This is a genomic window from Streptomyces sp. NPDC014676 (assembly GCF_043084105.1).
Taxonomy (GTDB): domain Bacteria; phylum Actinomycetota; class Actinomycetes; order Streptomycetales; family Streptomycetaceae; genus Streptomyces.
This window is the reverse complement of the sequence record NZ_JBIBZI010000006.1, coordinates 169699-191405: the sequence shown is the minus strand read 5'-3', so window position 1 is coordinate 191405 and position 21707 is coordinate 169699. Positions and strand designations below refer to the sequence as shown.

Annotated in this window: 19 protein-coding genes, 1 tRNA gene and 1 pseudogene; 14 read left to right on the top strand and 7 right to left on the bottom strand. The window is 71.9% G+C overall.

Annotated features, from left to right (window positions below; all coding sequences use genetic code 11):
• Positions 1-103: 103 nt before the first annotated feature.
• Together glpR and ACF1DX_RS18910 are read left to right on the top strand one after the other, a co-directional pair.
• Positions 104-1306 carry a gephyrin-like molybdotransferase receptor GlpR gene (gene glpR, locus ACF1DX_RS18915; protein WP_391792301.1) on the top strand — a complete coding sequence of 401 codons (1203 nt, stop codon included), beginning with the start codon at positions 104-106 and terminating at the stop codon, positions 1304-1306.
• Between the two features lie 60 nt (positions 1307-1366).
• Positions 1367-1440: transfer RNA gene (locus ACF1DX_RS18910), tRNA-Ala, on the top strand.
• A gap of 52 nt (positions 1441-1492) precedes the next feature.
• Here the strand turns inward: ACF1DX_RS18910 and ACF1DX_RS18905 are convergent.
• Positions 1493-1813, bottom strand: coding sequence for a hypothetical protein (locus tag ACF1DX_RS18905; protein ID WP_391792300.1), 321 nt, complete (start codon positions 1811-1813; stop codon positions 1493-1495).
• 326 nt (positions 1814-2139) lie between these two features.
• A complete protein-coding gene (locus ACF1DX_RS18900) occupies positions 2140-3108 on the bottom strand; it encodes a LysR family transcriptional regulator (protein WP_391792299.1) in 969 nt (322 codons plus the stop codon).
• 95 nt (positions 3109-3203) lie between these two features.
• On the opposite strand from ACF1DX_RS18900, the gene ACF1DX_RS18895 reads away from it, so the two are divergent.
• Together ACF1DX_RS18895 and ACF1DX_RS18890 are read left to right on the top strand one after the other, a co-directional pair.
• Positions 3204-4367, top strand: a complete 1164-nt coding sequence (locus ACF1DX_RS18895) for a nuclear transport factor 2 family protein (protein ID WP_391792298.1) — start codon at positions 3204-3206, stop codon at positions 4365-4367.
• A 642-nt stretch (positions 4368-5009) separates the two neighbouring features.
• Positions 5010-6478, top strand: a pseudogene (locus ACF1DX_RS18890) (hypothetical protein).
• 73 nt (positions 6479-6551) lie between these two features.
• Here ACF1DX_RS18890 and ACF1DX_RS18885 read toward each other — a convergent pair.
• A complete protein-coding gene (locus tag ACF1DX_RS18885) occupies positions 6552-7829 on the bottom strand; it encodes a lectin (protein WP_391792297.1) in 1278 nt (425 codons plus the stop codon).
• Between the two features lie 499 nt (positions 7830-8328).
• On the opposite strand from ACF1DX_RS18885, the gene ACF1DX_RS18880 reads away from it, so the two are divergent.
• Together ACF1DX_RS18880 and ACF1DX_RS18875 are read left to right on the top strand one after the other, a co-directional pair.
• Complete coding sequence (locus ACF1DX_RS18880; protein WP_391792296.1) at positions 8329-8676, top strand: DUF6247 family protein; 348 nt, start codon at positions 8329-8331, stop codon at positions 8674-8676.
• The gene (locus tag ACF1DX_RS18875; RefSeq protein ID WP_391792295.1) at positions 8673-8828 is read left to right on the top strand and encodes a hypothetical protein; all 156 of its coding nucleotides are present in this window, start codon (positions 8673-8675) and stop codon (positions 8826-8828) included. The genes ACF1DX_RS18880 and ACF1DX_RS18875 overlap by 4 nt, the downstream gene beginning before the upstream one ends.
• Before the next feature lie 13 nt (positions 8829-8841).
• Here the strand turns inward: ACF1DX_RS18875 and ACF1DX_RS18870 are convergent, their stop codons facing one another.
• On the bottom strand, positions 8842-9318 hold the full coding sequence (locus ACF1DX_RS18870; RefSeq protein WP_391792294.1) for a GNAT family N-acetyltransferase: 477 nt from the start codon (positions 9316-9318) through the stop codon (positions 8842-8844).
• Positions 9319-9368: 50 nt separating this feature from the next.
• Here ACF1DX_RS18870 and ACF1DX_RS18865 point away from each other — a divergent pair, with 50 nt between their 5' ends.
• A complete protein-coding gene (locus tag ACF1DX_RS18865; protein WP_391792293.1) occupies positions 9369-10190 on the top strand; it encodes an exodeoxyribonuclease III in 822 nt (273 codons plus the stop codon).
• A gap of 127 nt (positions 10191-10317) precedes the next feature.
• Positions 10318-10803, top strand: a complete 486-nt coding sequence (locus ACF1DX_RS18860) for a carboxymuconolactone decarboxylase family protein (protein ID WP_391792292.1) — start codon at positions 10318-10320, stop codon at positions 10801-10803.
• A 94-nt stretch (positions 10804-10897) separates the two neighbouring features.
• Here ACF1DX_RS18860 and ACF1DX_RS18855 read toward each other — a convergent pair whose 3' ends face one another.
• Positions 10898-12334: a PLP-dependent aminotransferase family protein gene (locus ACF1DX_RS18855; protein WP_391792291.1), complete on the bottom strand. Its 1437-nt coding sequence runs from the start codon at positions 12332-12334 to the stop codon at positions 10898-10900.
• Positions 12335-12490: 156 nt separating this feature from the next.
• On the opposite strand from ACF1DX_RS18855, the gene ACF1DX_RS18850 reads away from it, so the two are divergent.
• The gene (locus tag ACF1DX_RS18850) at positions 12491-12982 is read left to right on the top strand and encodes a cupin domain-containing protein (RefSeq protein ID WP_391792290.1); all 492 of its coding nucleotides are present in this window, start codon (positions 12491-12493) and stop codon (positions 12980-12982) included.
• Between the two features lie 116 nt (positions 12983-13098).
• Here ACF1DX_RS18850 and ACF1DX_RS18845 read toward each other — a convergent pair whose 3' ends face one another.
• A complete protein-coding gene (locus ACF1DX_RS18845) occupies positions 13099-13719 on the bottom strand; it encodes a MerR family transcriptional regulator (RefSeq protein ID WP_391792585.1) in 621 nt (206 codons plus the stop codon).
• Between the two features lie 177 nt (positions 13720-13896).
• Between ACF1DX_RS18845 and ACF1DX_RS18840 the strand changes: the two genes are divergently transcribed.
• The 4 genes from ACF1DX_RS18840 to ACF1DX_RS18825 all read left to right on the top strand — a co-directional run bounded on the left by ACF1DX_RS18840 (position 13897) and on the right by ACF1DX_RS18825 (position 17514).
• The gene (locus tag ACF1DX_RS18840; protein WP_391792289.1) at positions 13897-15441 is read left to right on the top strand and encodes a flavin-containing monooxygenase; all 1545 of its coding nucleotides are present in this window, start codon (positions 13897-13899) and stop codon (positions 15439-15441) included.
• Complete coding sequence (locus tag ACF1DX_RS18835; RefSeq protein WP_391792288.1) at positions 15438-16367, top strand: alpha/beta fold hydrolase; 930 nt, start codon at positions 15438-15440, stop codon at positions 16365-16367. The genes ACF1DX_RS18840 and ACF1DX_RS18835 overlap by 4 nt, the downstream gene beginning before the upstream one ends.
• Complete coding sequence (locus tag ACF1DX_RS18830) at positions 16364-17248, top strand: SDR family oxidoreductase (protein ID WP_391792287.1); 885 nt, start codon at positions 16364-16366, stop codon at positions 17246-17248. Before ACF1DX_RS18835 ends, ACF1DX_RS18830 begins: the two co-directional genes overlap by 4 nt.
• 77 nt (positions 17249-17325) lie before the next feature.
• Positions 17326-17514, top strand: a complete 189-nt coding sequence (locus ACF1DX_RS18825) for a hypothetical protein (protein WP_391792286.1) — start codon at positions 17326-17328, stop codon at positions 17512-17514.
• Positions 17515-17613: 99 nt separating this feature from the next.
• Here ACF1DX_RS18825 and ACF1DX_RS18820 read toward each other — a convergent pair whose 3' ends face one another.
• Entirely contained in the window at positions 17614-20868 is a 3255-nt protein-coding gene (locus ACF1DX_RS18820; RefSeq protein WP_391792285.1) for a S41 family peptidase, read from the bottom strand.
• A 174-nt stretch (positions 20869-21042) separates the two neighbouring features.
• Here ACF1DX_RS18820 and ACF1DX_RS18815 point away from each other — a divergent pair, with 174 nt between their 5' ends.
• Complete coding sequence (locus ACF1DX_RS18815; protein WP_391792284.1) at positions 21043-21642, top strand: TetR/AcrR family transcriptional regulator; 600 nt, start codon at positions 21043-21045, stop codon at positions 21640-21642.
• The last annotated feature ends 65 nt before the right edge of the window (positions 21643-21707 follow it).

Here is a 21707-nt window from a genome sequence, read left to right as displayed (position 1 = left end):
GATCGCACCGGTCACAAGAAAAGTTCGAAATATCAGCCAGATCGTGCGACACACCGGCCCAATTGGCGGATGGCCCCGTGCAAACCCCTCTACCGTGTGAGATGTGAGCAGCAGCGGCCTGATCTACGCAGTCATCGTCGGGGCCTGGGCCGCCTACTTGGTGCCGATGTGGCTCCGTAGGCAGGACGAGCTGAACGAGGCCCGTCCGACGGAACGCTTCAGCACCGCCATCCGATTGCTGTCCGGACGGGCGGGCATGGAGCGCCGGTACGCCAAGGACCTGCGGGCGCGCTCCGCCGACGAGGGGGAGTACGACGTCCACGACCCGGACGCGGTCACCGACACGGTGGACGTCCGGGCCTTCGCCGTGTCCCAGACCCGTCCGCAGACCCAGGCGCCCGTACCGCCGCTCTCCGGGGAGCGGCCGGAACCGGCACCTGCCCGGCCTCCGCGCGAGCACGCGGACGGGCGCACACCCGGACCGGCCGCCGCGCGGGGACGCGTCCCGGCCGCCCGCCGCGGACCGGACGCCCAGCGGGCCCGGGCGGCGCAGGCCGCCGCCGCGCGCGCCCAGCGCTCCAAGGCGCTCGCCCGCCGCCGGCGCACCACCACGATGCTCTTCGCCGCCTTCACGCTCGGCGCGATCGTCGCGGCGGTCGGCGGACTGGCCTTCCTCTGGGCACCCGGCGTGCCGGCCGTACTGCTGAGCGCGTACATCGCCTACCTCCGTTCCCAGGAGCGCCGCCGCTTCGCCTACCAGATGGACCGCCGTCAGGCCGAGGCCGCCGCGCAGCGGCTGCGCGAGCGGGAGCGCCAGCCGCGCCGCCGCCCGTCCGCCGAGGACACCGACCCCGACGAACCGGAGGGACCGGAAGCGGGAGTCGACGTCGACCCGGGCATGACCGCGCTCGCCGCGGACCGGCGCGCGCTCGTCGAGCAGACCGACCACGCCGAGTGGGTCGACCAGCAGCGCGAGCGGCAGCGACGGCCTGGCCAGGGCGGCGACAGCTGGGACCCGGTCCCGGTACCGCTCCCGACGTACGTGACCGCCCCGGTCGCCCCCCGCGCCACGGGCGACGTGGATCTGGGCGCCCCGGACACCTGGAGCTCGGCCCGCTCCAGCGCCGTACCGGCGGACGAGGCGCAGGACCCGTCCGACGAGGCGGACCCGGACCCGGCCGCCCCCGCCGGCGACCGCAGCGACGCCCGCCGGGCCGCCTCGGCCCGCCGCTCCCGCGAACGCGGCCGCACCCCCCTCTTCGACCAGTACGAGGACGGCGACCGCCCGAAGGCCGCCAACGAGTAGCGCCGGGCCAACGGATTTCCGAGCACCCCGATCGGGATGCTAAAGTTTCACTCGTTGCAAGGGCCTGTGGCGCAGTCCGGTAGCGCACCTCGTTCGCATCGAGGGGGCCAGGGGTTCAAATCCCCTCAGGTCCACTGCACAGCCGTTCTTGAGTTCGCTCAAGGTCGGTTGACGAGATCCCGGCGATCATGATGATCGCGCGGGATCTTCGTCGTTTTCGGGGTCTGTTCGAGCCTGTTCGGGGTGTGGGTGGCGGCGGGCATGCGGCGCGGCCGTGTCATTGCCCCGCTTTTCCGTGTCGCGCGCATCACGGCCATCCCCGGGGTGCCGGGGCCGGCCGAGGTCGATCCACACAAGTGCTTCCCGGGTGCGGCGCAGCCAGGTCCGGCAGGTCTGCACGGTCGATCCCTCCAGGCCCGGGCAGCCGGACAGCACGAACGCGTCGATCGTCTCCGTCCGCAGCCACAGTCCTGGATCGCGCGGCAGCCCGCGGCTGTCGGCCCGCACGGCGAGCTGCCCGTCAGTGATCGCAAAGGACGACTCCCTTCCATCTCACGGCCCTTGATGTCACAAGCGAGGGAAGGGTTGGAACGGTCGGCTGGGGGTTTCAGTCCTGGGCGCCCTGACGCTTCGACCACCGGTGCCACTTGAGCCGCAAGGGCCCTGATCGCATCGGACCGGAACCCCCAACAGCCGCGATCTCCACGCAACCTCGATACTTCAGGGCCAAGTCGCCTTGAAATGACATCAGTTGATGCTTTCCGGGCTGGTGATGCCCGCGCTTCCGGGCTGGTCGGGAGGTCCGGGCGCTGATACCGGGGCGGCGCGGGATTCTATTCCGTGGGAGGTTGGCCAGCGGGCGCGTGCAGGTGGTGGATGCCCGTCCCGTCCGGCTGGTGGGCGGTGTGAGCTGGACGGTCCGAGGCGAAGACAGCGGCGAGCCGGTCATGGAGTGACGCTGCGCAGGGGTGGGCATCGTGCCGCGGTGTGATCGTGTAGATACCGCGGGTCGGGGGATCCACAAGGCCGACCGTGGTGACATCGGCCCGCAGCGCGCTCGTCAGCACTCCGGGGATCAACGCGATGGCATGACCGGTGGCGACCAGGGCCAGCTTGCCGGGCAGATCGGCCGCGGTGAGGTCGATACTGGCGCTGATTCCGGCGCGGGCGGCGTGCCGGCGAAGGAGCGCCGCCGAGCCGTCGTTGTCCTCGACCCAGGTCTGGTCGGCCAGACTCTGAAGGGGCACCGGCCCGTGCCCGGCCCGCGGATGGCCGACGGGCAGGACGACGACCATCTCGTCCAGCCCGAGGAACCGGTGTCCGACCCGCGGGTCGACGGTCAGCCCCGGTGGAGCGTCGGTGACGACGGCGATGTCGAGATCGCCCGCGATCACTCGGCCGTGCAGCTGTGCGCTCAGGCCGGGGAGCAGGCTCCACCGGATGGATCCGGCCTGCTTGAGCAGGCCCCGGACGGCTTCAGGGACGATCCCCGCGGCGAGAGACGGCGTCGCGCCGATCGCCAGGGGACGATCACACACCCCATCGCGAACATCTCGTACCGCGCGAACGGCGCGGTCTGCCTCATGGAGCGTGGCCAGGGCATGGCGCCGGAACACCTCGCCGGCCGCCGTCGGACGCACACCACGCGCATGGCGCTCCACCAGAGGCACGCCGAGCCGCCGTTCCAGCCCGGCGATCTGCCGGGAGACCGCCGACTGCGTGTGATGGAGCTCGGCTGCCGCCGCCGACAGCGATCCGACCCGGCACACCGTCACGAAGGCCCGCCACACGGTCAGATCCATGGCGGCAGTATGCCCAGCCGGTATGCGGGCCCCGCAGGGCGGGCATGCGAAATCTGCGCTTGTCGCACCCATCGAGGTGCACCACTGTGGCGCGCATGACCACACCGCACACGATCGCCGTCCTCGGTCTGGGGCGCATGGGCGGCGCCATCGCGACACGCCTGGCTGCCCAGGACTGGGACGTCGTCGGCTGGACCCGCTCAGGGCGCACATCAGGCACGGTCAAGACGACCGGCGACCCGAACGAGGCAGTGGCCCAGGCAGACCTCGTCCTCCTGGCGCTGTTCGACGGCCCGGCCTGCCGGCAGGTCCTCGACGACGTCCGTGACTCACTGCGAACGGACACGATCGTGCTCAACACCAGCACCATCGCCCCCGCCGAAGCAACGACGCTGGCCCGGCGACTCGGCCCGTCCTACGTCCACGCGCCCCTGCTCGGCTCGGTGCCGGCCGCCGCCGCCGGCGCCCTGCGGATCCTCGCCGCCGCCGACCAGGACGCACTCGACCGAGCCCGACCGGTTCTGGAAACGCTGGGCACCGTCCGGCGCGCGGACGACGCCTCCACCGCCGCCGCCCTCAAGCTGATCGCCAACAACAGCCTCACCGGCGCCGTCCTCGCCCTGCGCGACTCACTGCGGCAGGCCGACGCCCTCGGCCTGCCCCGTACCCAGACGCTGGACATCCTCGAACTCGGCCAGCTCGGCGCACTCGTGGCCCGCAAACGACACTTCCTCCTCGATGAGCCAACCGCTGCCACGGCCGAATTCACGATCGACGCGCTGGCCAAGGACATGGCACTGCTGGCCGCCGCGTCGGACACCCCTCTGCGTAGCGCGGCCGGCCTGACCGGCACCTCTGCCGCCCCCGGGGCCGACGCCGACATCGCCGTTGCCGCCACGGTCCCCGCCGCGGAGGACGCCGTACTCGAACCGCTCCGTGCCTACATCCGCGGACACGCCACCGGCGACCCCGCCCACTTCCGCGACGCTTTCCTTCCCACCGCCCACATCGAAGGGATCCGAGACGGCGCATTCGTCTCCTGGCGGCTGGACGAGTACTGCACCCTCTTCCAGGGCCGGCCCGCCCCGGACGAACCGACCCGCACCCGCCGCATCGACGCCGTCGACGTCCACGGCACCGTCGCGACCGCCACCATGACGCTCTCGCACGGCGCGGACACGTTCACCGACGTCTTCCTGCTGACCCACGCCGACGGAAGCTGGCGCATCGCCAACAAGGCGTATCACCGCCACTCCTGAGAGCGGGGACCGATCCCTGTCCACGGGAAACGATCACTACGCGTACGGGAAACGCTCTTCGGAGCCTCTTGTCGCCGCACGTCACGCGGACTCGTGAACATCCCACCGCACAGTTGGAAGCCCCCGCCGAGAAATCGGCGGGGGCTTCTTCGCGTTGTGCGCTCACGCCTCGACGGTGATCCGTGGCTCGCGGATGCCCTGGGCCGGAAAAGGTGATCCGGCGGGTAGCCCGTGCGGTGTCCAGGAAGTACCGGGCACGCCCGCCACGGGCGGCCTCGGTCCGCCACTGCCCGCGGGTCTGCCGGTGCGTACGCCAGGCCCCTTGAGCCGGTGGTGCCGGGATGTCTCCAGAGGGGGGCGGCCGGGGCGCGGTGCGCACGGTGATCCAGGCGCCGTAGGTGCCCTTCCGGGCCTGCCGGGCAAGGCTCTCCCGGCCTTCGGCCGGTTATCGGCGCGAAAGCGCCCGGCCCCCGGCCGGCCGGTGATGAGGTGGAAGTGACGCGCCTCACAGGAAGCCCGCGGAGGGAGGCGGCCGGGTAAATTCGCGATCTGCGATGTCGGCACGCCCGTGACCTGGATTCTCGTCGAGTATCACGTACCGCGTTCCACGGCGTGAAAGCGATTGTCCGGGGGGCGACGATCATAAAATCCGCGACGGCTTTGCCGCGCTCTCTTCATATATGGCTGGTCCCGTTCCTGTGGACCGTCTCGCTCGGTCTGTGGGGACTGTCCCGGCAGCACAGAGTCTGGCGCGACGAGGCCGCCACCTGGCAGGTCGCCCTCCGCCCCACCGGCGAGATCCTGCGCATGCTGGAGCACGTCGACGTGGTGCACGGGCTCTACTACCTGTTCATGCACGGACTCTTCGAACTCTTCGGCCCCTCGACCGCGGTGCTGCGGATGCCCTCCGTCCTGGCCGTCGCGGTGGGGGCCGCGTGCGTGGGGGAGATCGGCCGGCGACTGGCCGGGAACACGGTGGGACTGGGGGGCGGGCTGGCGTTGGGGCTGCTCCCGTCCGTGCAGTTCTACCTCCAGGAGGGCCGGCCGTACGCGCTGGTGGCGGCCGGGGCCGGACTCTCCACGCTGTTACTCGTGACCCTGCTCCAGGGACGCGACCGCAAGAGGCTCTGGGCCGCCTACAGTTGCGCCGTCCTCGTCTGCGGCCTGCTGAACTGGCTCTCGCTGCTGATCCTCCCGGCACACCTGGCGACCCTGATGTGGGCGCGCGTCGCCTCCGGCGTCCGGGCGCGCTGGGCCGTGACCTCCGCGGTCGCGACGGCGGGCGTGTCACCGCTGATCCTCTTCAGCCGCGGCCAGTCCGCCCAGGTCTCCTGGATACCGCCGCTGACCTGGCACATGCTGATCGGCCCGATGGTCCTGCTGGCCATCGCCGGCCTCGGCACCCTCCTCGACCGGCCCCGGACGGGGCGGTTGTCGGCGGCGGCCGTCGGACTGCCGCTGCTGGCGGTCCCGCAACTCGGCCTGGCCGGACTCTCCTTGTTCCAGCCGCTGTTCGTGGACCGGTACGTCCTGTTCAGCCTGGCCGGCCTGGCGCTCATGACCGGGGTGATCCTCGGCGCCGCCGTACGGGCGGTGTCCCGGCGGTCGGCGAGCACGTCACGGTGGGTCCTTCCCGCTCTGGTCGTCGTCTCCTCGATCGCCCTGCTGCCGCAATCACTGGCCAAACGGTCCCCGGACAGCCGCATGGACGACGTCCTGTCGGCGGCGGCACGGGTCGAACGGCTGAAGGAGACCGGGGACGCCGTCCTGTTCCTCCCCGCGGCCCGCCGGGACACCCGGATGGTCTCCCCGGACGCGTTCACCGGCCTGCACGACATAGCCTGGCGGAGAGCCCGCAGCGCTCCGGAACCCTGAAGGGCGTGGAGGCGAGCCCCGCGCGGATACGGTCGTCGATCCTCGCCCACCAACGCGTCGTCCTCATCACGGACGCGGCACGGATCGCGAGGCCGACGCGTTCGGCACGCGACAGGACAAAGGTCTCCGTTCTGCGGGAGCACTTCACCCTGGTGGCCGACGAGCAGGTCCGCGGACGCCGGGTGGCGGTGTACGAGCGGCTGCCGCCGGGGTCCGGTGGCCCCGGACCGGGGTGAACCTCCACGGGGTCCTGCCGAACGCCCCCGGCCCGGGATCGGGCCGGGGGCGTGGTCCGGGCGGACCGTGGGATCAGCCGACCGTCCACTTCTGGTTGGCGGCGCCGGTGCACGTCCAGATCTGCAGGGGCGTGCCGTCGGCGGAGGAACCGCCCTTGACGTCCAGGCACTTGTCCGCGCCGACGTTGGTCAGGTCGCGGGCGGAGGTGTAGGTCCACTGCTGGGCCTTGGTGCCGTTGCAGGTGTAGAGCTGCACGGGCGCCCCGTCCGCGGTGGAGCCGCCGCGTACGTCGAGGCACTTGCCGAGGGCGCGTACGGTGCCGTCGGCGCCCAGGGTCCACTTCTGCGCGTCGACGCCGGTGCAGTCGTGCAGCTGGATCGGGGTCCCGTCCGCGGCCGAGGCGCCGGCGACGTCGACGCACATGTCGCCGATGCCCTTGACGGCGCCGGTCCTGGTGGTGCCGCCGTTCCCGGAGGAGCCGCCGGAGGCGGAGACGCGTACGTAGTCGATGGTCATCGTCTGCGGGAACGCGGTGCCGGCGTTCGGGCTGCCGGGCCAGTCGCCGCCGACGGCGAGGTTGAGGATGAGGAAGAACGGGTGGCCGTAGACCCACTTCTTGCCGCCGAGGTCGGCGGGGGTGCGGGTCTGGTAGGTGGTGCCGTCGACGGACCAGGTGATCTTCTCGGGGCTCCAGTCGACCGCGAAGACGTGGAAGCCGTCGGCGAAGGACGCGCCGCCCGGGAGCGTGTACGCGGCGCCGATGCCGCCGCCACCGGAGTAGCCGGGGCCGTGGACGGTGCCGTGGACGACGCCGGGTTCGTAACCGACGTTCTCCATGATGTCGATCTCACCGCTGTTGGGCCATCCGGCCGTGCCCAGGTCGTCGCCGAGCATCCAGAACGCGGGCCACATGCCCTGACCGCGGGGCACCTTGATCCGTGCCTCGAAGTGGCCGTAGGCCTGGGTGAAGGTCGTGGCGGTGTTGAGGCGGGCGGAGGTGTACTGGCAGGCGCCGTACCAGCACTGGAGCCCGGTGTCGGTGTTCTTGCGGGCGGTGATGACGAGGTTGCCGTTGCCGTCGAGGGCGGCGTTGTCCCTGCTGTTCCGGTAGTACTGCAGCTCGTGGTTTCCGTTGCCGCCGCCACCGGTCTCCAGGGTCCACTTGCCGGGGTCCGGGGCGCTGCCGGCCGGGCCGTTGAACTCGTCGGACCAGGTCAGCGCGGTGGTGGCGGCGTCGGCCCGGTCGGCGGACGGTCCTGTGGTGAGGAAGGTGAAGGCGGCGGCGACCGCCGTGGAGACCAGCAGGACGAACCCGCCGAGCGACCACCGGCGTGCGCGGTGAGCGGCCATGGCTGAACACACCTTGTCTGTGGGGAAGTTGCGTGGGGGAGAGGGTGGGGGTGGGTCGTGGGGGAGCCCCGATGCTACGGACGGTTGACGGCGCAACCAACTGCCCGGTTTGTGTTTCAACTTGCTCTGAGCTGGGGTTATTTGACGCCATAAGGTCTGCGGCTGATCGCTTAATGAGCGTTTAAGGACGGCTTAAGCGGGCGGAGGGGGACGGCCGACGGTGATCCAAGTCGGCAGGCCTTCTGCGTATCCGTGGAGTGGGATGGTCCCGTCCAAGGGGTCGGCTGAACGCTTCTCGGGGGACCGTGTACCTGGCCCGGTCACGCGGAGGGACTGAGGACGCCGTCAGCAGCGGGACCGGTGACTGCGCCCCGGGGGCGTGCTCATGAGTCCCCGGGCTGTGCGGTGGGCCGGTATTGAACGCCTCACCCGGGTCGTCGGGGCGGGCTGTCGTCGTAGGCACGGTGCACCGAAGGAGCACGAAGGAGTACACCCGGTCATGACCGCACACGCAGCAGGATCCACGCCGGCCGTCCCGCCCATGCCCGAGCGGAACCCGAAGGGGCTGCGTGCTGCCATTGCTCAGCACGCTCCCCAGCTTCTTCCGGACTTCGACGAGCACTGGAAGCGGGAGATCGCCGACACCTTCGACATCGGCCCTCTGCCCGCGTTCATGGCCCGCTGGTGGGGTGAGTACGCGATTGCCCGTGACCCGGACCTCGATGCCCATATGGCCGATCTTCATCACCGCGCGACAGAGTCCACCGACATTGCCGAGTCCATGGCCCTTTTCGAAGAGGCGTCGAGGATTCGCTACCGCGTGCGGGACATGGAGCCCGGTCAGTGACCGACGAGTTCATGGGACCGCCTTGGCAGATGGATTGGCGGCTGGACGCCCTGGCCGACCGCGACGGCCTGCCAGAGCTCACGCAGAAGATGGCGGACGAAGCCCGTGCCGAGCTGGTCACCGCAGAAGATCCGTATTTCCTTTGGCAATGACCCGGCGCCGGTCTCAGAGCGCCTTGGCGTAGCAGCGGCTCTCCTCGTGGAAGCGGTAGTAGCCGAACTTCTCGCAGGGCTCGTAGCCGCTGGAGGTGTACAGGGCGATGGCCTCCGGCTGCTTCGTGCCGGTCTCCAGGACCATGCGGACGCGGCCGGCCGCGCGGGCGTCCTCCTCCAGGGCGGCCAGGACGCGGCGGGCCAGGCCCCGGCCGCGCATCTGCTCGATCACGTACATGCGCTTCAGCTCGGCGTCACCGTCCCGGTTGCCCTCGCCGTTGGCGTCCTGGGCGCGCCAGCCGCCGGAGGCCACGGGGGCGCCGGACTCGTCGTACGCGATCAGGTAGGTGCCGTTCGGGGGCCTGAAGTCCGCCGGGTCCATGGGGGTGGCGTCGCCGCCGTCGCCGTAGCGGACGTGGTACTCGGCCTGGACCTCGGCGTCCAGTTTCACGGCGTCGGGGTGGTCGTAGGGGACCGGGCGGATTTCCATGCCGAATACCGTAAAACATGCCCGGACCTGGAGTGTCGTATCGTGCCCTGATGCTCACTGTGACCTCCGTCAACGTCAATGGACTGCGGGCCGCCGCGAAGAAGGGCTTCGTGGAGTGGCTGGCCGGGACCTCCGCCGATGTGCTGTGCCTGCAGGAGGTGCGGGCGGAGGCGAAGCAGTTGCCGGAGCAGGTGCGGGAGCCCGAGGGATGGCACGTCGTGCACGCGCCCGCCGCCGCCAAGGGGCGTGCGGGGGTGTCCCTGTACTCCCGGCGTGAGCCCGAGCGCGTTCAGGTGGGGTTCGGGTCGGACGAGTTCGATGACAGCGGGCGGTACGTGGAGGTCGATCTGCCCGGTGTGACCGTCGCCTCGCTCTATCTGCCGTCCGGGGAGGTCGGGACCGAGCGGCAGGAGGAGAAGGCCCGGTTCATGGACCAGTTCCTGGTCTACCTCAAGGGGCTGCGGGAGCGGGCCGCCGCAGGCGGGCGGGAGGTCGTGGTCTGCGGGGACTGGAACATCGCCCACGAGAAGACCGACCTGAAGAACTGGCGCGGGAACACCAGGAGTTCCGGGTTCCTGCCGGAGGAGCGGGAGTGGCTGTCCCGGGTGCTCGATCCGGCGGACGGCGGGTACGTCGACGTGGTGCGGGCGCTGCATCCGGACGTGGACGGGCCGTATTCGTGGTGGTCGTACCGGGGGCGGGCCTTCGACAACGACACGGGGTGGCGGATCGACCTCGCCGTGGCGACGCCCGGGCTCGCGGGCCGTGCGGTCGAGGCGTACGTGGAGCGCGCCGCCACGCACGCCGAGCGCTGGTCGGACCACGCGCCGGTGACGGTGGTCTTCGAGGGGGTTCCCGCCGGGGCGGGCTGATGCCGGCGTGCCGGGGGCGCCGGTGCGTGCGGCGGGGGCAGGGCCGGAACGGCCTGCGAATTGACCCGTGAACCGGGCACCGGAATGAACTCTGCCGGGGGTCCTTCACGACCGTAGCGTCGTGGTCATGACGAACGAGAGCACCACCACCGACAGCGTCCGCGTCGACTTCGCCAAGGCGGCGCCCAAGGCGTTCAAGGCGCTCATCTCCTTCGACGCGGCGGCCCGCGAGGGCCTGGACCCGGCGCTCGTCGAACTGGTCCAGATCCGCTCCTCGCAGCTCAACGGCTGCGCTTACTGCCTGCACATGCACACCTCCGACGCCCGCAAGGCGGGGGAGAGCGAGGAGCGGCTGCACATGATCTCGGTGTGGCGGGAGGCGAGGAACTTCTTCACGGAGCGCGAGCAGGCCGCGCTCGAACTCGCCGAAGCGGTCACCCTCGTCTCCGACGGCGGGGTGCCCGACGCGGTCTACCGTCGCGCGGCCGCCCGGTTCGCCGATGACGAACTGGCCCGCCTGCTCGCCCTGATCCTCACCATCAACACCTGGAACCGCATCGCCCTGAGCACGGCCAAGGTGCCGGGCACCGGCCAGCGGGGAGCCCGCCGGTGAGTTCCGGTACGCGACCGGCCGCCCCCGGAGACGGCCGCGTCCGCTCCGGGGAGGCGGATCACGGGTCCGCCCGTCCTTCCCGTCCACGCGGCCGTCAGTCCTCGTCGGGCGGTGGGGGCAGGATGCGGCAGAGGGCGTCGAGCGCCGCTCCGAAAGCGTGGTCGGGGGGTGCGGCGTAGCCGACGACCAGGCCGTCGTGCGCGGGCATGGTGGCGGCCGGGTGCCGGAAGTCGGCGAGCCCGTCCACGGCGACGCGCTGCCAGGCCGCGGCCTTGGTCACCGACCGTTCGCTGCCGGGCGGAAGGCGCAGCACCGCGTGCAGTCCGGCGGCGATGCCGGTGGGCACGACGTGTGGTGCCCGGCGGGCGAGAAGGGCGACCAGACGGTCCCTGCGGTCCCGGTGGCGTTGCCGGGTCCGGCGGACGTGCCGGTCGTAGTGGCCCGACTCGATGAGATCGGCGAAGGTCAGCTGGTCCGTGACACCGGCCCACGCCTCGCGTTCGCCCTTGGCGCGCAGCACGGGCTCCACCAGGTGGTCCGGCAGCACCATCCACCCCAGCCGCAGCGCGGGGGAGAGGCTCTTGCTGAGCGAGCCGAGGTACACGACGCGCTGCGGATCGAGTCCCTGGACGGCACCCACCGGTTCCCGGTCGTAGCGGAACTCCCCGTCGTAGTCGTCCTCCAGCAGCACGCCCCCGCTCCCGCGCGCCCAGTCCACCGCGGCGGCCCGCCGCTCGGGGTGGAGCGGCCCTCCGGTGGGGAACTGGTGGGCGGGGGTGAGCAGCGCCGCCCGTACGCCCTTCAGCGCGAACAGCTCCGTGGTGCGCGCCCCCTGCCCGTCCAGTGCCAGGGGCACGGTCCGCACCCGCGCGGCCTCCAGGACCGACCGGTGGAACGGCAGCCCGTAGGACTCCACGGCCAGGGGGCCGCGCAGTACCTTCCCGCCGAAGAGCAGCCTCAGGGCGTGCGCGACACCGGAGCACACGACGATCGTCTCCGGGCCGGTGCGTACGCCCCGCACGCGGGAGAGGTAAGCGGCGAGGGCACGCCGCAGCTCGGGCCGTCCGCGGGGATCACCGGGCCCGAACGCCTCGCTGGGCGCCGCGTTCAGTGCCCGTCGCGCGGCGGCCAGCCAGGCGGTACGGGGGAAGGAGGAGGCGTCCGGCAGGCCTTGCCGCAGGTTGTGGGCGGGCGGCTCCGGGCGGGCCGGCACCGGCTTGGGCACGCGCGGGGAAGCGGCCGGCCTCGCCCTGGGCGCCACCCGGGTCCCCGACCCCTGGCGGGCGATCAGCCAGCCCTCGGCGACGAGTTCGGCGTAGGTCTCGGCGACGGTGTTGCGGGCAAGGCCGAGGTCGGCGGCGAGCGACCGGTAAGGAGGGAGCCGGGTGCCCGGTGCCAGCCGCCCCTCCGCTATCGCCTCGCGCAGCGCGCGGCCGAGTACGGCGCGGCGGCTTCCGCCCTTGGCCGGGTCCAGGTCCAAGTGGAGGTCGCTGCCGATGCGTTCGGCCGGATTGACCCATGAATCAGCCACGGGAATGCACCCTACGCCGGGTCTTTCACGTACGTAGCGTGGTGGTCACGAGGAACGGGGACCGGCACGGGGCCGGGGCCGGAGACGGCCCGGGGCAACCCGTGCGGGTCCGCTCCTCGTCGCCGTACCGACCCGACCACGCCCGAGGAGAACCCCGTGAACGCGTCCACCCACCCCGTTCTCGTCCGTGCCGATTCCGCCGAGACGTTGCAGGACGGGGCCACCAGCCTCATCACCCTGCTCGCCGACTCCGATCGGACCCAGGGGGCGCTGACGGCCAACCGGGCCACCCTGCACAAGGGCTCCCCGGGCGCCCCCGCCCACTTCCACACCAGGGCGACCGAGATGTTCTTCGTGCTTGGCGGCAGCCTGCGGGTGCTGCTCGGCGACCGGATCGTCACCCTGGAGCAGGGCGACTTCGTGACGGTGCCGCCGCGACTGCCGCACGCCTTCGCCCCGGCCCGGGGTGAGGAGGCCGACGTCCTGGTCGCCTTCACCCCCGGTATGGACCGCTTCGACTACTACCGTCTGCTGGAGCGCGTGTACCGGGGGGAGGCCACCGTCGAGGACATCAAGGCCAGTTCCGAGCGGTACGACAACCACTACTGCGCCAGCCCCCTCTGGCAGGCGGAGCTCGCCGAGGGCTGACCGGCCGCGGGCCGGACCCGTCCGCGGGCCGGACCCGTCCGCGGGCCGGACCCGTCCGCGCCCTCGGCAGGGCGCGTCGACGAGCGGTGCGGGCGTGGCTCCCCGACCGCCGGCGGTCAGTCCCGCTTGCGCAGCCTGCGGTCCAGCGCCAGGGACAGTTCCGCGTCCACCACGCTGCGGGCCAGTGGGCGCAGGCGGTGGAGGGACTCCTCCGGGGCGTGGCGGAGGATCAGGCCGGCGAAGAGGTCGGCCAGGGTGTCGGCGTGGGTGCGGACCTCCGCGCCGGCGCGGAGCACCTCCGCGAGCGGGATGCCCTCGCGGACCAGGGCCGACGACACGTCCAGCAGGCGCCGGCTGATGTGGACGATCTCCTCGCCGTCGACGCCGAGGTAGCCGAGGTCCAGCGCGGCGGCCAGGTTCTCCGGGGTGACCTCGCCGGCGAAGTGGTCGGCGAGTTCCTCGGGGGTGAGGCGGACGGGGACCTCGTCGGTGGGGGTGTCCATGCCGAGGAGTTCGCCGACGTCGCGGCCGTGGTCGAAGGCCTCGGCGAGTTCCGCTATGCCGTTCAGGGTGTGGCCGCGTTCCAGGAGCGCCGTGATCGTGCGCAGGCGGGCCAGGTGGTGGTCGTCGTACCAGGCGATACGGCCCTCGCGGCGCGGTGGCGGGATCAGCTTGCGCTCGCGGTAGAAGCGCAGCGTGCGCACCGTGATGCCGGCCAGCCGGGCCAGCTCGTCCATGCGGTACTCGCGTCGCTCACCGGGTCCTTCGCTCTCGTCTGCCACGCCTGAAGCCTAGGGCGTACCGGCGGTAACTTTCCTCGTGCGCCCCCTACCCATCAGTACGGAGCTGCTCTACGCTCCCCATTGCGCCAGTGTTCACTGGCGGAGTTCTGAGCGATGCGTGGAGGCTTCGGGATGGCCGAGCACGAGCACGGACATGAGCAAGAGCACGAGCACGAGCACGTACGGGTGGCGGTGGTCGGGTCGGGATTCGGCGGGCTCGGGGCCGCCGTGCGGCTGCGGCGCGAGGGGATCACCGACTTCGTCGTCCTGGAACGGGCGAGCGGTGTCGGCGGCACCTGGCGCGACAACAGCTACCCCGGCTGCGCCTGCGACGTGCCGTCGCACCTGTACTCGTTCTCCTTCGCGCCCAATCCCGACTGGCCCCGCTCCTTCTCCGGGCAGCGGCACATCCGCGCCTACCTGGAGCACGTCACCGACGTCTTCGGGCTGCGGCCCCACATCCGCCTCGACTCGGAGGTGAAGCGGATGGTGTGGGACGGCGAGCGGATGCGGTGGGAGATCGAGACGAGCAGCGGGAACCTCAGCGCGGACGTGGTGGTGTCCGCCACCGGGCCGCTGTCCGAGCCCAAGCTGCCGGACATCCCCGGTCTCGACACCTTCCCCGGCAAGGTGTTCCACTCCGCTCAGTGGGACCACGACTACGACCTGCGCGGCAAACGGGTCGCCATGGTCGGCACCGGGGCGTCCGCGATCCAGATCGTGCCGTCGATCCAGCCCCTGGTGTCACAGCTCACCCTCTTCCAGCGCACCCCCGCCTGGGTCCTGCCCCGCGTCGACCGGCCCATCAGCGGTGCCGAGCGCGCCCTGCACCGGGCGCTGCCCGTCACCACCAAGCTGCGCCGCGGACTGCTCTGGGGCATCAGGGAGTTGCAGGTCCAGGCGTTCACCAAGCACCCCGGCGAACTCGGCTTCGTCGAGCGGCTGGCCAAGCGGAACATGGGCCGCGCCATCAAGGACCCGGCCCTGCGCGCCAAGCTCACCCCCGACTACCGCATCGGCTGCAAGCGGATCCTGCTGTCGAGCACGTACTATCCGGCGCTCGCCCAGCCCAATGTCGATGTCGTCGCGAGCGGTTTGAGCGAGATCCGTGGGTCCACCGTCGTCGGTGCCGACGGGAGCGAGGCCGAGGTCGACGCGATCGTGTTCGGGACCGGGTTCCACGTCACCGACATGCCCATCGCGGAACGGGTCGTCGGCGCCGAGGGGAAGACCCTCGCCGAGAGCTGGACCGGCGGGATGCAGTCCCTGCGCGGCGCGACCGCCGCCGGGTTCCCCAACTGGATGACGATCATCGGGCCCAACACCGGCCTCGGGAACTCCTCCATGATCCTGATGATCGAGTCCCAGCTCAACTACCTCGCCGACTACCTGCGGCAGTTGGACGTCCTCGGAGGGCGGGTCGCCCTCGACGCCCGCCCCAGCGCCGTACGGGCCTGGAACCACCGGGTGCAGGAGCGGATGAAGCGCACGGTGTGGAACACCGGCGGCTGCACGAGCTGGTACCTCGACGAGAGCGGGCGCAACACCACCATCTGGCCCGGTACGACGAGCGAGTTCCGGCGCGAGACCCGGCGGGTCGACCTCGCCGAGTACGCCGTCCTGCGGGCGCACCCCAACAGCACGGTCGCCCAGGAGAACACCGAGGTGACCGCGTGAACCCCCTCACCCACGTCACCTCCGGGCCGTACGCCCCGCCCGCCGCCGCCCGTGAACCGGCCGTCCGCTCCGCCGACGGCGCCCGGCTGCACGTCGAGGTGCACGGCCCCGAGGAGGCGCCGGCGGTCGTCCTCGCCCACGGCTGGACCTGCTCGACAGCGTTCTGGGCGGCGCAGATCCGCGAACTGGCCGCCGACCACCGGGTCATCGCCTACGACCAGCGCGGCCACGGACGTACGCCCGCGAGCCCGGCGTGCGGCACCGACGCGCTCGCCGACGACCTCGAAGCCGTCCTCACCGCCACCCTCGCGCCCGGCGAACAGGCCGTGGTCGCCGGGCACTCCATGGGAGGGATGACGGTGATGGCCGCCGCCGCGAGACCCGCGTTCCGCGCGCACGTGGCCGCCGTCCTGCTGTGCAGCACCGGCAGTTCGCGGCTGGTCGCCGAGTCGACGGTGGTGCCCATACGGGCGGGCCGGGTACGGACCTGGCTGACCGGGCACATCCTCGGCTCCCGGGCCCCGCTCGGACCGGTCACCCCGCTCGCCCGCCGGATCCTCAGGTACGCGACGATGGGCCCCGCCTCCGCCCCGGACATGGTCGAGGCGTGCGCCCGTATCGTGCACGCCTGCCCGCGCACGGTGCGCCACGCCTGGTCGCGCGTGCTCGACGGGCTCGATCTCGACCACGGACTCGCCGAGTTGCGCGTACCGGTCGAGATCGTCACCGGTGGCGCGGACCGGCTCACCCCGCCGGTGCACGCCCGGTCGCTGGCCGCCGCGCTGCCGGACTGCCTCGGCGTCACCGAGCTGCCCGGCATCGGCCACATGACCCCCGTCGAGGCGCCCGACCTGGTCACCGGGAAGATCCGTGCCCTGGCCGCCGCCCACATACCCGCCGTACCCGCCGTCGAGGAGAGCGCATGAGCAGGGCCGGTCTCGAAGGAAGGGTCGCCGTCGTCACCGGAGCGGCGCGCGGGGTCGGGGAGTCGCTGGCCCGCAAGCTCTCCGCGCGCGGGGTGAAGGTGGCGCTGGTCGGGCTGGAGCCGGACGCGCTCAAGGACGTCTCCGCGCGGCTGCACGGCGACAGCGACCACTGGTACGCGGACGTCACCGACCACGAGGCGATGGCCCGGGTCGCCGAGGAGGTCCGGGAGCGGTTCGGCCGGGTCGACATCGTGGTCGCCAACGCCGGTGTGGCGACGGGCGGTCCGTTCGCCGAGTCCGATCCGGAGTCCTGGCGGCGGGTGATCGAGGTGAACCTGATCGGATCGGCGGTCACCGCGCGGGCGTTCCTGCCGCTGCTCGCCGAGAGCCGGGGCTATCTGCTCCAGATCGCCTCCCTCGCCGCGATCACCCCCGCGCCGATGATGACGGCGTACTGCGCCTCCAAGTCCGGTGTGGAGGCGTACGCGCACAGTCTGCGCGCCGAAGTCGCCCACCGGGGCGTGAAGGTGGGCGTCGGGTACCTGTCGTGGACCGACACCGACATGGTGCGCGGGGCCGATCAGGACGACGTGATGCGGGAGTTGCGGCAGCGGCTGCCGTGGCCGTCGAACAAGACCTATCCGCTGGGGCCCGCGGTGGACCGGCTGGTGGCCGGCATCGAGCGGCGGGCGAGCCATGTGTACGGGCAGTGGTGGCTGCGCGGGATGCAGGGCGTGCGCGGGTATCTGCCCGCGGTGATCGGGACCGTGGGACAGCGGGAGATGCGGCGGTTCGGGAACCGGCTCGCGGGCGTGCGCACGGGGTTGGTCGGAGCGGGCGGCAACGCCGATGAGCAGCACCGGAACACGCTCCGTGACTGATCGACATGCGCAGGGTGACGGGGCGTGTGAATCTGATCGGGCAAGTTCCCCCCACCCCACAACGGGAGTGAACCCACATGGGTATGAAGGATCAGTTCCAGGAGAAGTCCGAGCAGTTCCAGCAGCAGGCCAAGCAGCGCGCCCAGCAGGGCAAGGAGCAGATCCAGGGCCGCGGCCGCCGGCGGAACGAGGACATGGACGACCCGCAGCGCCAGCGGGAGCCCCGGGAGTCCGAGGAGCGCTTCGACCAGGACTACGACGTCTGACGTCGAGCGGCGAAGACGTCCGAGGAAGTCTGAAGACGTCTGAACGCGTCGTGCGTTGAAGCGGAAGGGGTGCCCCAAGGCGAAAGGGGCACCCCTTCCTCACGACCGGGGCGGCAGCTTCGGCCGGGAGCGGTCGGGCAGGTCGCGGTAGGCCGGGGGCGTCGCCGGGGGGTTGGCCTCCAGCAGTTCCAGGGCGAGCCGCACCGCGTCGTCGAGCACCGCGTACCGGCCCTCGGCCCAGTCCAGCGGGGTGCGCAGCGTTTCCAGGTCGGGTTCGACACCCTTGTTCTCCACGGACCAGCCGTACGCGTCGAACCAGGCCGCGTTCATCGGCACCGTGATCACCGTGCCGTCGCCGAGCCGGTGCCGGCCGGTCATGCCGACCACCCCGCCCCAGGTGCGCTGGCCCACCACCGGCCCCAGACCGAGCAGTTTGAACGCGGCGGTGATCATGTCACCGTCGGAGCTGGTCGCCTCGTCCGCGAGCGCCACGAGCGGACCGCGCGGGGCGTTGGAGGCGTACGACACGGGCTGGGCGTCGCGGGTGAGATCCCAGCCGATGATGGTGCGGGTCAGCTTCTCCACGACGAGTTCGCTGATGTGGCCGCCGGCGTTGCCGCGCACGTCCACGATCAGCGCGGGGCGGGACATCTCCCTGCGCACGTCGCGGTTGAACTGCGCCCAGCCGGAGCCCCCCATGTCGGGGATGTGCAGATAACCGCAGCGGCCACCGCTCAACTCCCGCACCACGGCGCGGCGTTTGGCGACCCAGTCCTGGTAGCGCAGCGGCGTCTCGTCGATCAGCGGGACGACGGCGACCCGGCGGGGCGGGCCCGCGCCCTCCGCCGGGAGAAACGTCAGCTCCACGGTCGTACCGCCCGCGCCCGCGAGCAGCGGGTAGGGGCCCGTGACCGGGTCCACCGGGCGGCCGTCGACGTGGGTGAGGACCGCGCCCTCGCGGATGCCGGTGCCGGCCAGCGGGGAGCGGGCGCGGGAGTCGGAGGAGTCGCCGGGCAGGATCCGCTTGACGGTCCAGCCCTCCTCGCGGGGGACGAGGTTGGCGCCGAGCAGGCCCTGGCGGCGCTGGTAGTGCGGGGGACCCTCGTTGCGGCGGGCGGCGGTGACGTAGGCGTGGGAGGTGCCGAGTTCGCCGAGGACCTCGCGCAGCAGGTCCGCGAACTCGTCGGGGGAGGCGACCCGTTCGACCAGCGGACGGTACTGCTCCAGGATCGCGTCCCAGTCGATGCCGCCCATGCCGGGTTCCCAGAAGTAGGCGCGGATCAGCCGTCCGGCCTCCGCGTACGCCTGGCGCCACTCGGCGGCCGGGTCGGCCTCGTGCAGGATGCGGCGGGAGTCGATCCACACCGTGGAGTCGCTGTCGCCGGGCTCGGTGGCGGGCACCGCGCGCAGTTCGCCCTCGTCGGCCACGACCAGCCGGGTGCCGTCGCCGCTGACCGCGAAGAAGTCCAGGTCGCCGACGAGTTCGGTCCTCTTCGCCTTGCCGATGTCGAAGCGTTCGAGGGTGGGCCGGCCGCTGGTGTCGCCGGGGTTGGCGAAGGTCTCGCCGAGCGCGCCGGAGATCGGCCAGCGCAGCCAGACCAGACCGCAGCCCGCGACCGGGCACAGCCCCGAGTACTTGGAGGCGGAGACCGGGAAGGGGGTGACCCTGCTCTCCAGGCCCTCCGCCTCGACGGTCACCGTGCCGGCCTCGCCGCCCTCCTCGGCCTCCTCGCGCTCGACCGGGTCCAGCCCGCCGGCGGCCGGACGGCCCTCGGGGTTCAGCGCGAACGGGGAGGGGGTCGCCGACGACAGCGGCACCAGATACGGGCGGCAGCCCAGCGGGAACGACAGGTCGCCGGTGTGCACGTCGTACACCGGGTCGAAACCGCGCCAGGACAGGAAGGCGAGATAGCGGCCGTCGAGGGTGAAGACCGGGTTCTCGTCCTCGAAGCGGCCGTTGGTGACGTCGAGCACCAGCCGGTCCTTGATCCGGGCGAGTTTGATCTGCCGCAGCGACCGCCCGATCACCGGGTGGGACCAGGCCAGCCAGGCCCCGTCGGGGGAGAAGGCGAGGTCGCGCACCGGCCCGTTGCCGGAGTGGATCAGCTCGGTGGCCTCGCCCTGGCTCTCCTCGCCGGTGTCGACCAGCAGCAGCCGTCCGTCGTGCGCGGCGACGGCCAGCCGCTGCCCGTCGGGGTCGGCGACCATCTCCAGCACCCGGCCCAGCTTCCCGGCGGCCAGCCGCCGGGGGGCGCGCTGGCCGGTGGCCCGGGGCAGGGAGGCGATCTCGACGGCGTCCTCGCCCTCGGCGTCCGTCACGTACGCCACCTGGTCGCCCGCGCCGAGCATCTCCGGCAGCCGGACCCGTACGCCCGGGGTGTCGGTGAGGGTGCGCGCGGGACCGTCGCGGTGGGTGAGCCAGTACAGGCTGCCGCGTACGACGACGGCGCTCGCCCGGCCGGTCTCGTCGACCGAGAGGCCGTCGAGGTGGCGGGCGGCGGGCACCTGGTAGGGGCGCCGCCCGGAGCGCGGCCCGCTCAGCGTCACGTCGAGCCGGCGCGGGGCGGCGCCGGGGGACAGGTCGTCCACGAGCCACAGGTCGCCGGCGCACTGGTAGACGACCCGGGCGCCGTCACTGGCGGCGTGCCGGGCGTAGAAGGCGTCGTGGTCGGTGTGGCGGCGCAGGTCGGAGCCGTCGTACGCGCACGAGTACAGGTTGCCGACGCCCTCGTGGTCGGAGAGGAAGGCGATCCGGCCGGCGACGAACAGGGGCGAGTGCAGATGGCCGTCGAGGCCGTCCAGCAGCCGGTGCCCGTGCAGCCAGAGCCTGCCGGTGGCGCCGCCCCGGTAGCGCTTCCAGGAGGCCGGTTCGTGCGGCGGGGTGCCGGTGAGCAGCAGCGACCTGCGCTCGCCTGCGATGTCGGCGACCTGGATGTCGGAGACCGGGCCCCAGGGCAGTTTGCGGCCGGGGCTGCCGTCGCAGGCGATCTTGTAGGCCCAGGTGAAGTACGAGAAGGGCTCGCCGTGCGAGGCGACGGCGAGGATCTCGGCGTGGCCGCCCTCGTCGGGGGGCGCCCAGCCGCAGACCCGGGTGTCGGAGCTGCCCCAGTAGGTGAGGCGCCGGCCCGGTCCGCCGTCCACCGGGATCAGGTGCACCTCGGGGTCGAGGCTGCGCCAGCTCGTGTACGCGATGTGGCGGCCGTCGGGGGAGAAGCGGGGGTGGCCGAGCTTGGTGCGGTCGGCGGTGAGCCGCCAGGCGCGGCCCGGTCCGTCGAGCGGGGCGAGCCAGAGGTCGTCCTCGGCCACGAAGCACAGCAGGTCGTCCTTGAGGTGGGGCAGACGCAGATAGCTCACCTTTCCCATGCTTTGCCGGGGTTTGGGGCCCGGCAACTTATAAGTAACCGACAACCGTGACGCAGACCACGAACGAAACCGTTTCGTTTCGCAAGATGAGTGGAGTACCTTCTTCTTGTACGAAACGGTGTCGTTTCTTTGACACCTGGGATGCGGAGCGGAAAGGTGAGCGGTATGAGTGAGACAGCGACGACGCGTCGCAGCCGGATCACCCCCGAGCGCGAGGCCGAGCTGTACGGCGCCGTGCTCGCCCTGCTCCGCGAGGTCGGCTACGACGCCGTCACCATGGACGCCGTGGCCGCCCGCACCCGGTCCAGCAAGGCCACCCTCTACCGTCAGTGGGGCGGCAAGGCCGAGCTGGTGGTGAGAGCGATGCGCAGCCAGAAGCCCGGCGGCATCGCCGACATCGACACCGGGACCCTGCGCGGCGACCTGCACACCATCGTCAGCCGTGAGGACGACTGCGTCATGGAGCAGAACGCCGCCCTGATGCGCGCGCTCGCCATGGCCGTGCACATGAACGACGATCTCCGTCAGGCGTTCAAGGAACTCCTGGTCGAACCGGAGATGGAGGAGTTCCGGCGGATGATCCGGCGCGCGGTCGACCGGGGCGAGGTCAGCCCCGACAACCCGGCGCTGGACTACATGGTGCACATGCTCGTCGGCGCGTTCGCCACCCGGACGCTGATCGACGACCTGCCGCCCACGCGGGAGTTCCTCACCTCGTACATCGACGCCGTGGTGCTCCCCGCCCTCGGCGTGACCCCTCACTGACCGTCCCCGCGGTCAGCCATCACCACCTGACGTCACCGCTCACGTCGTCGGGCTGATCACCCCTG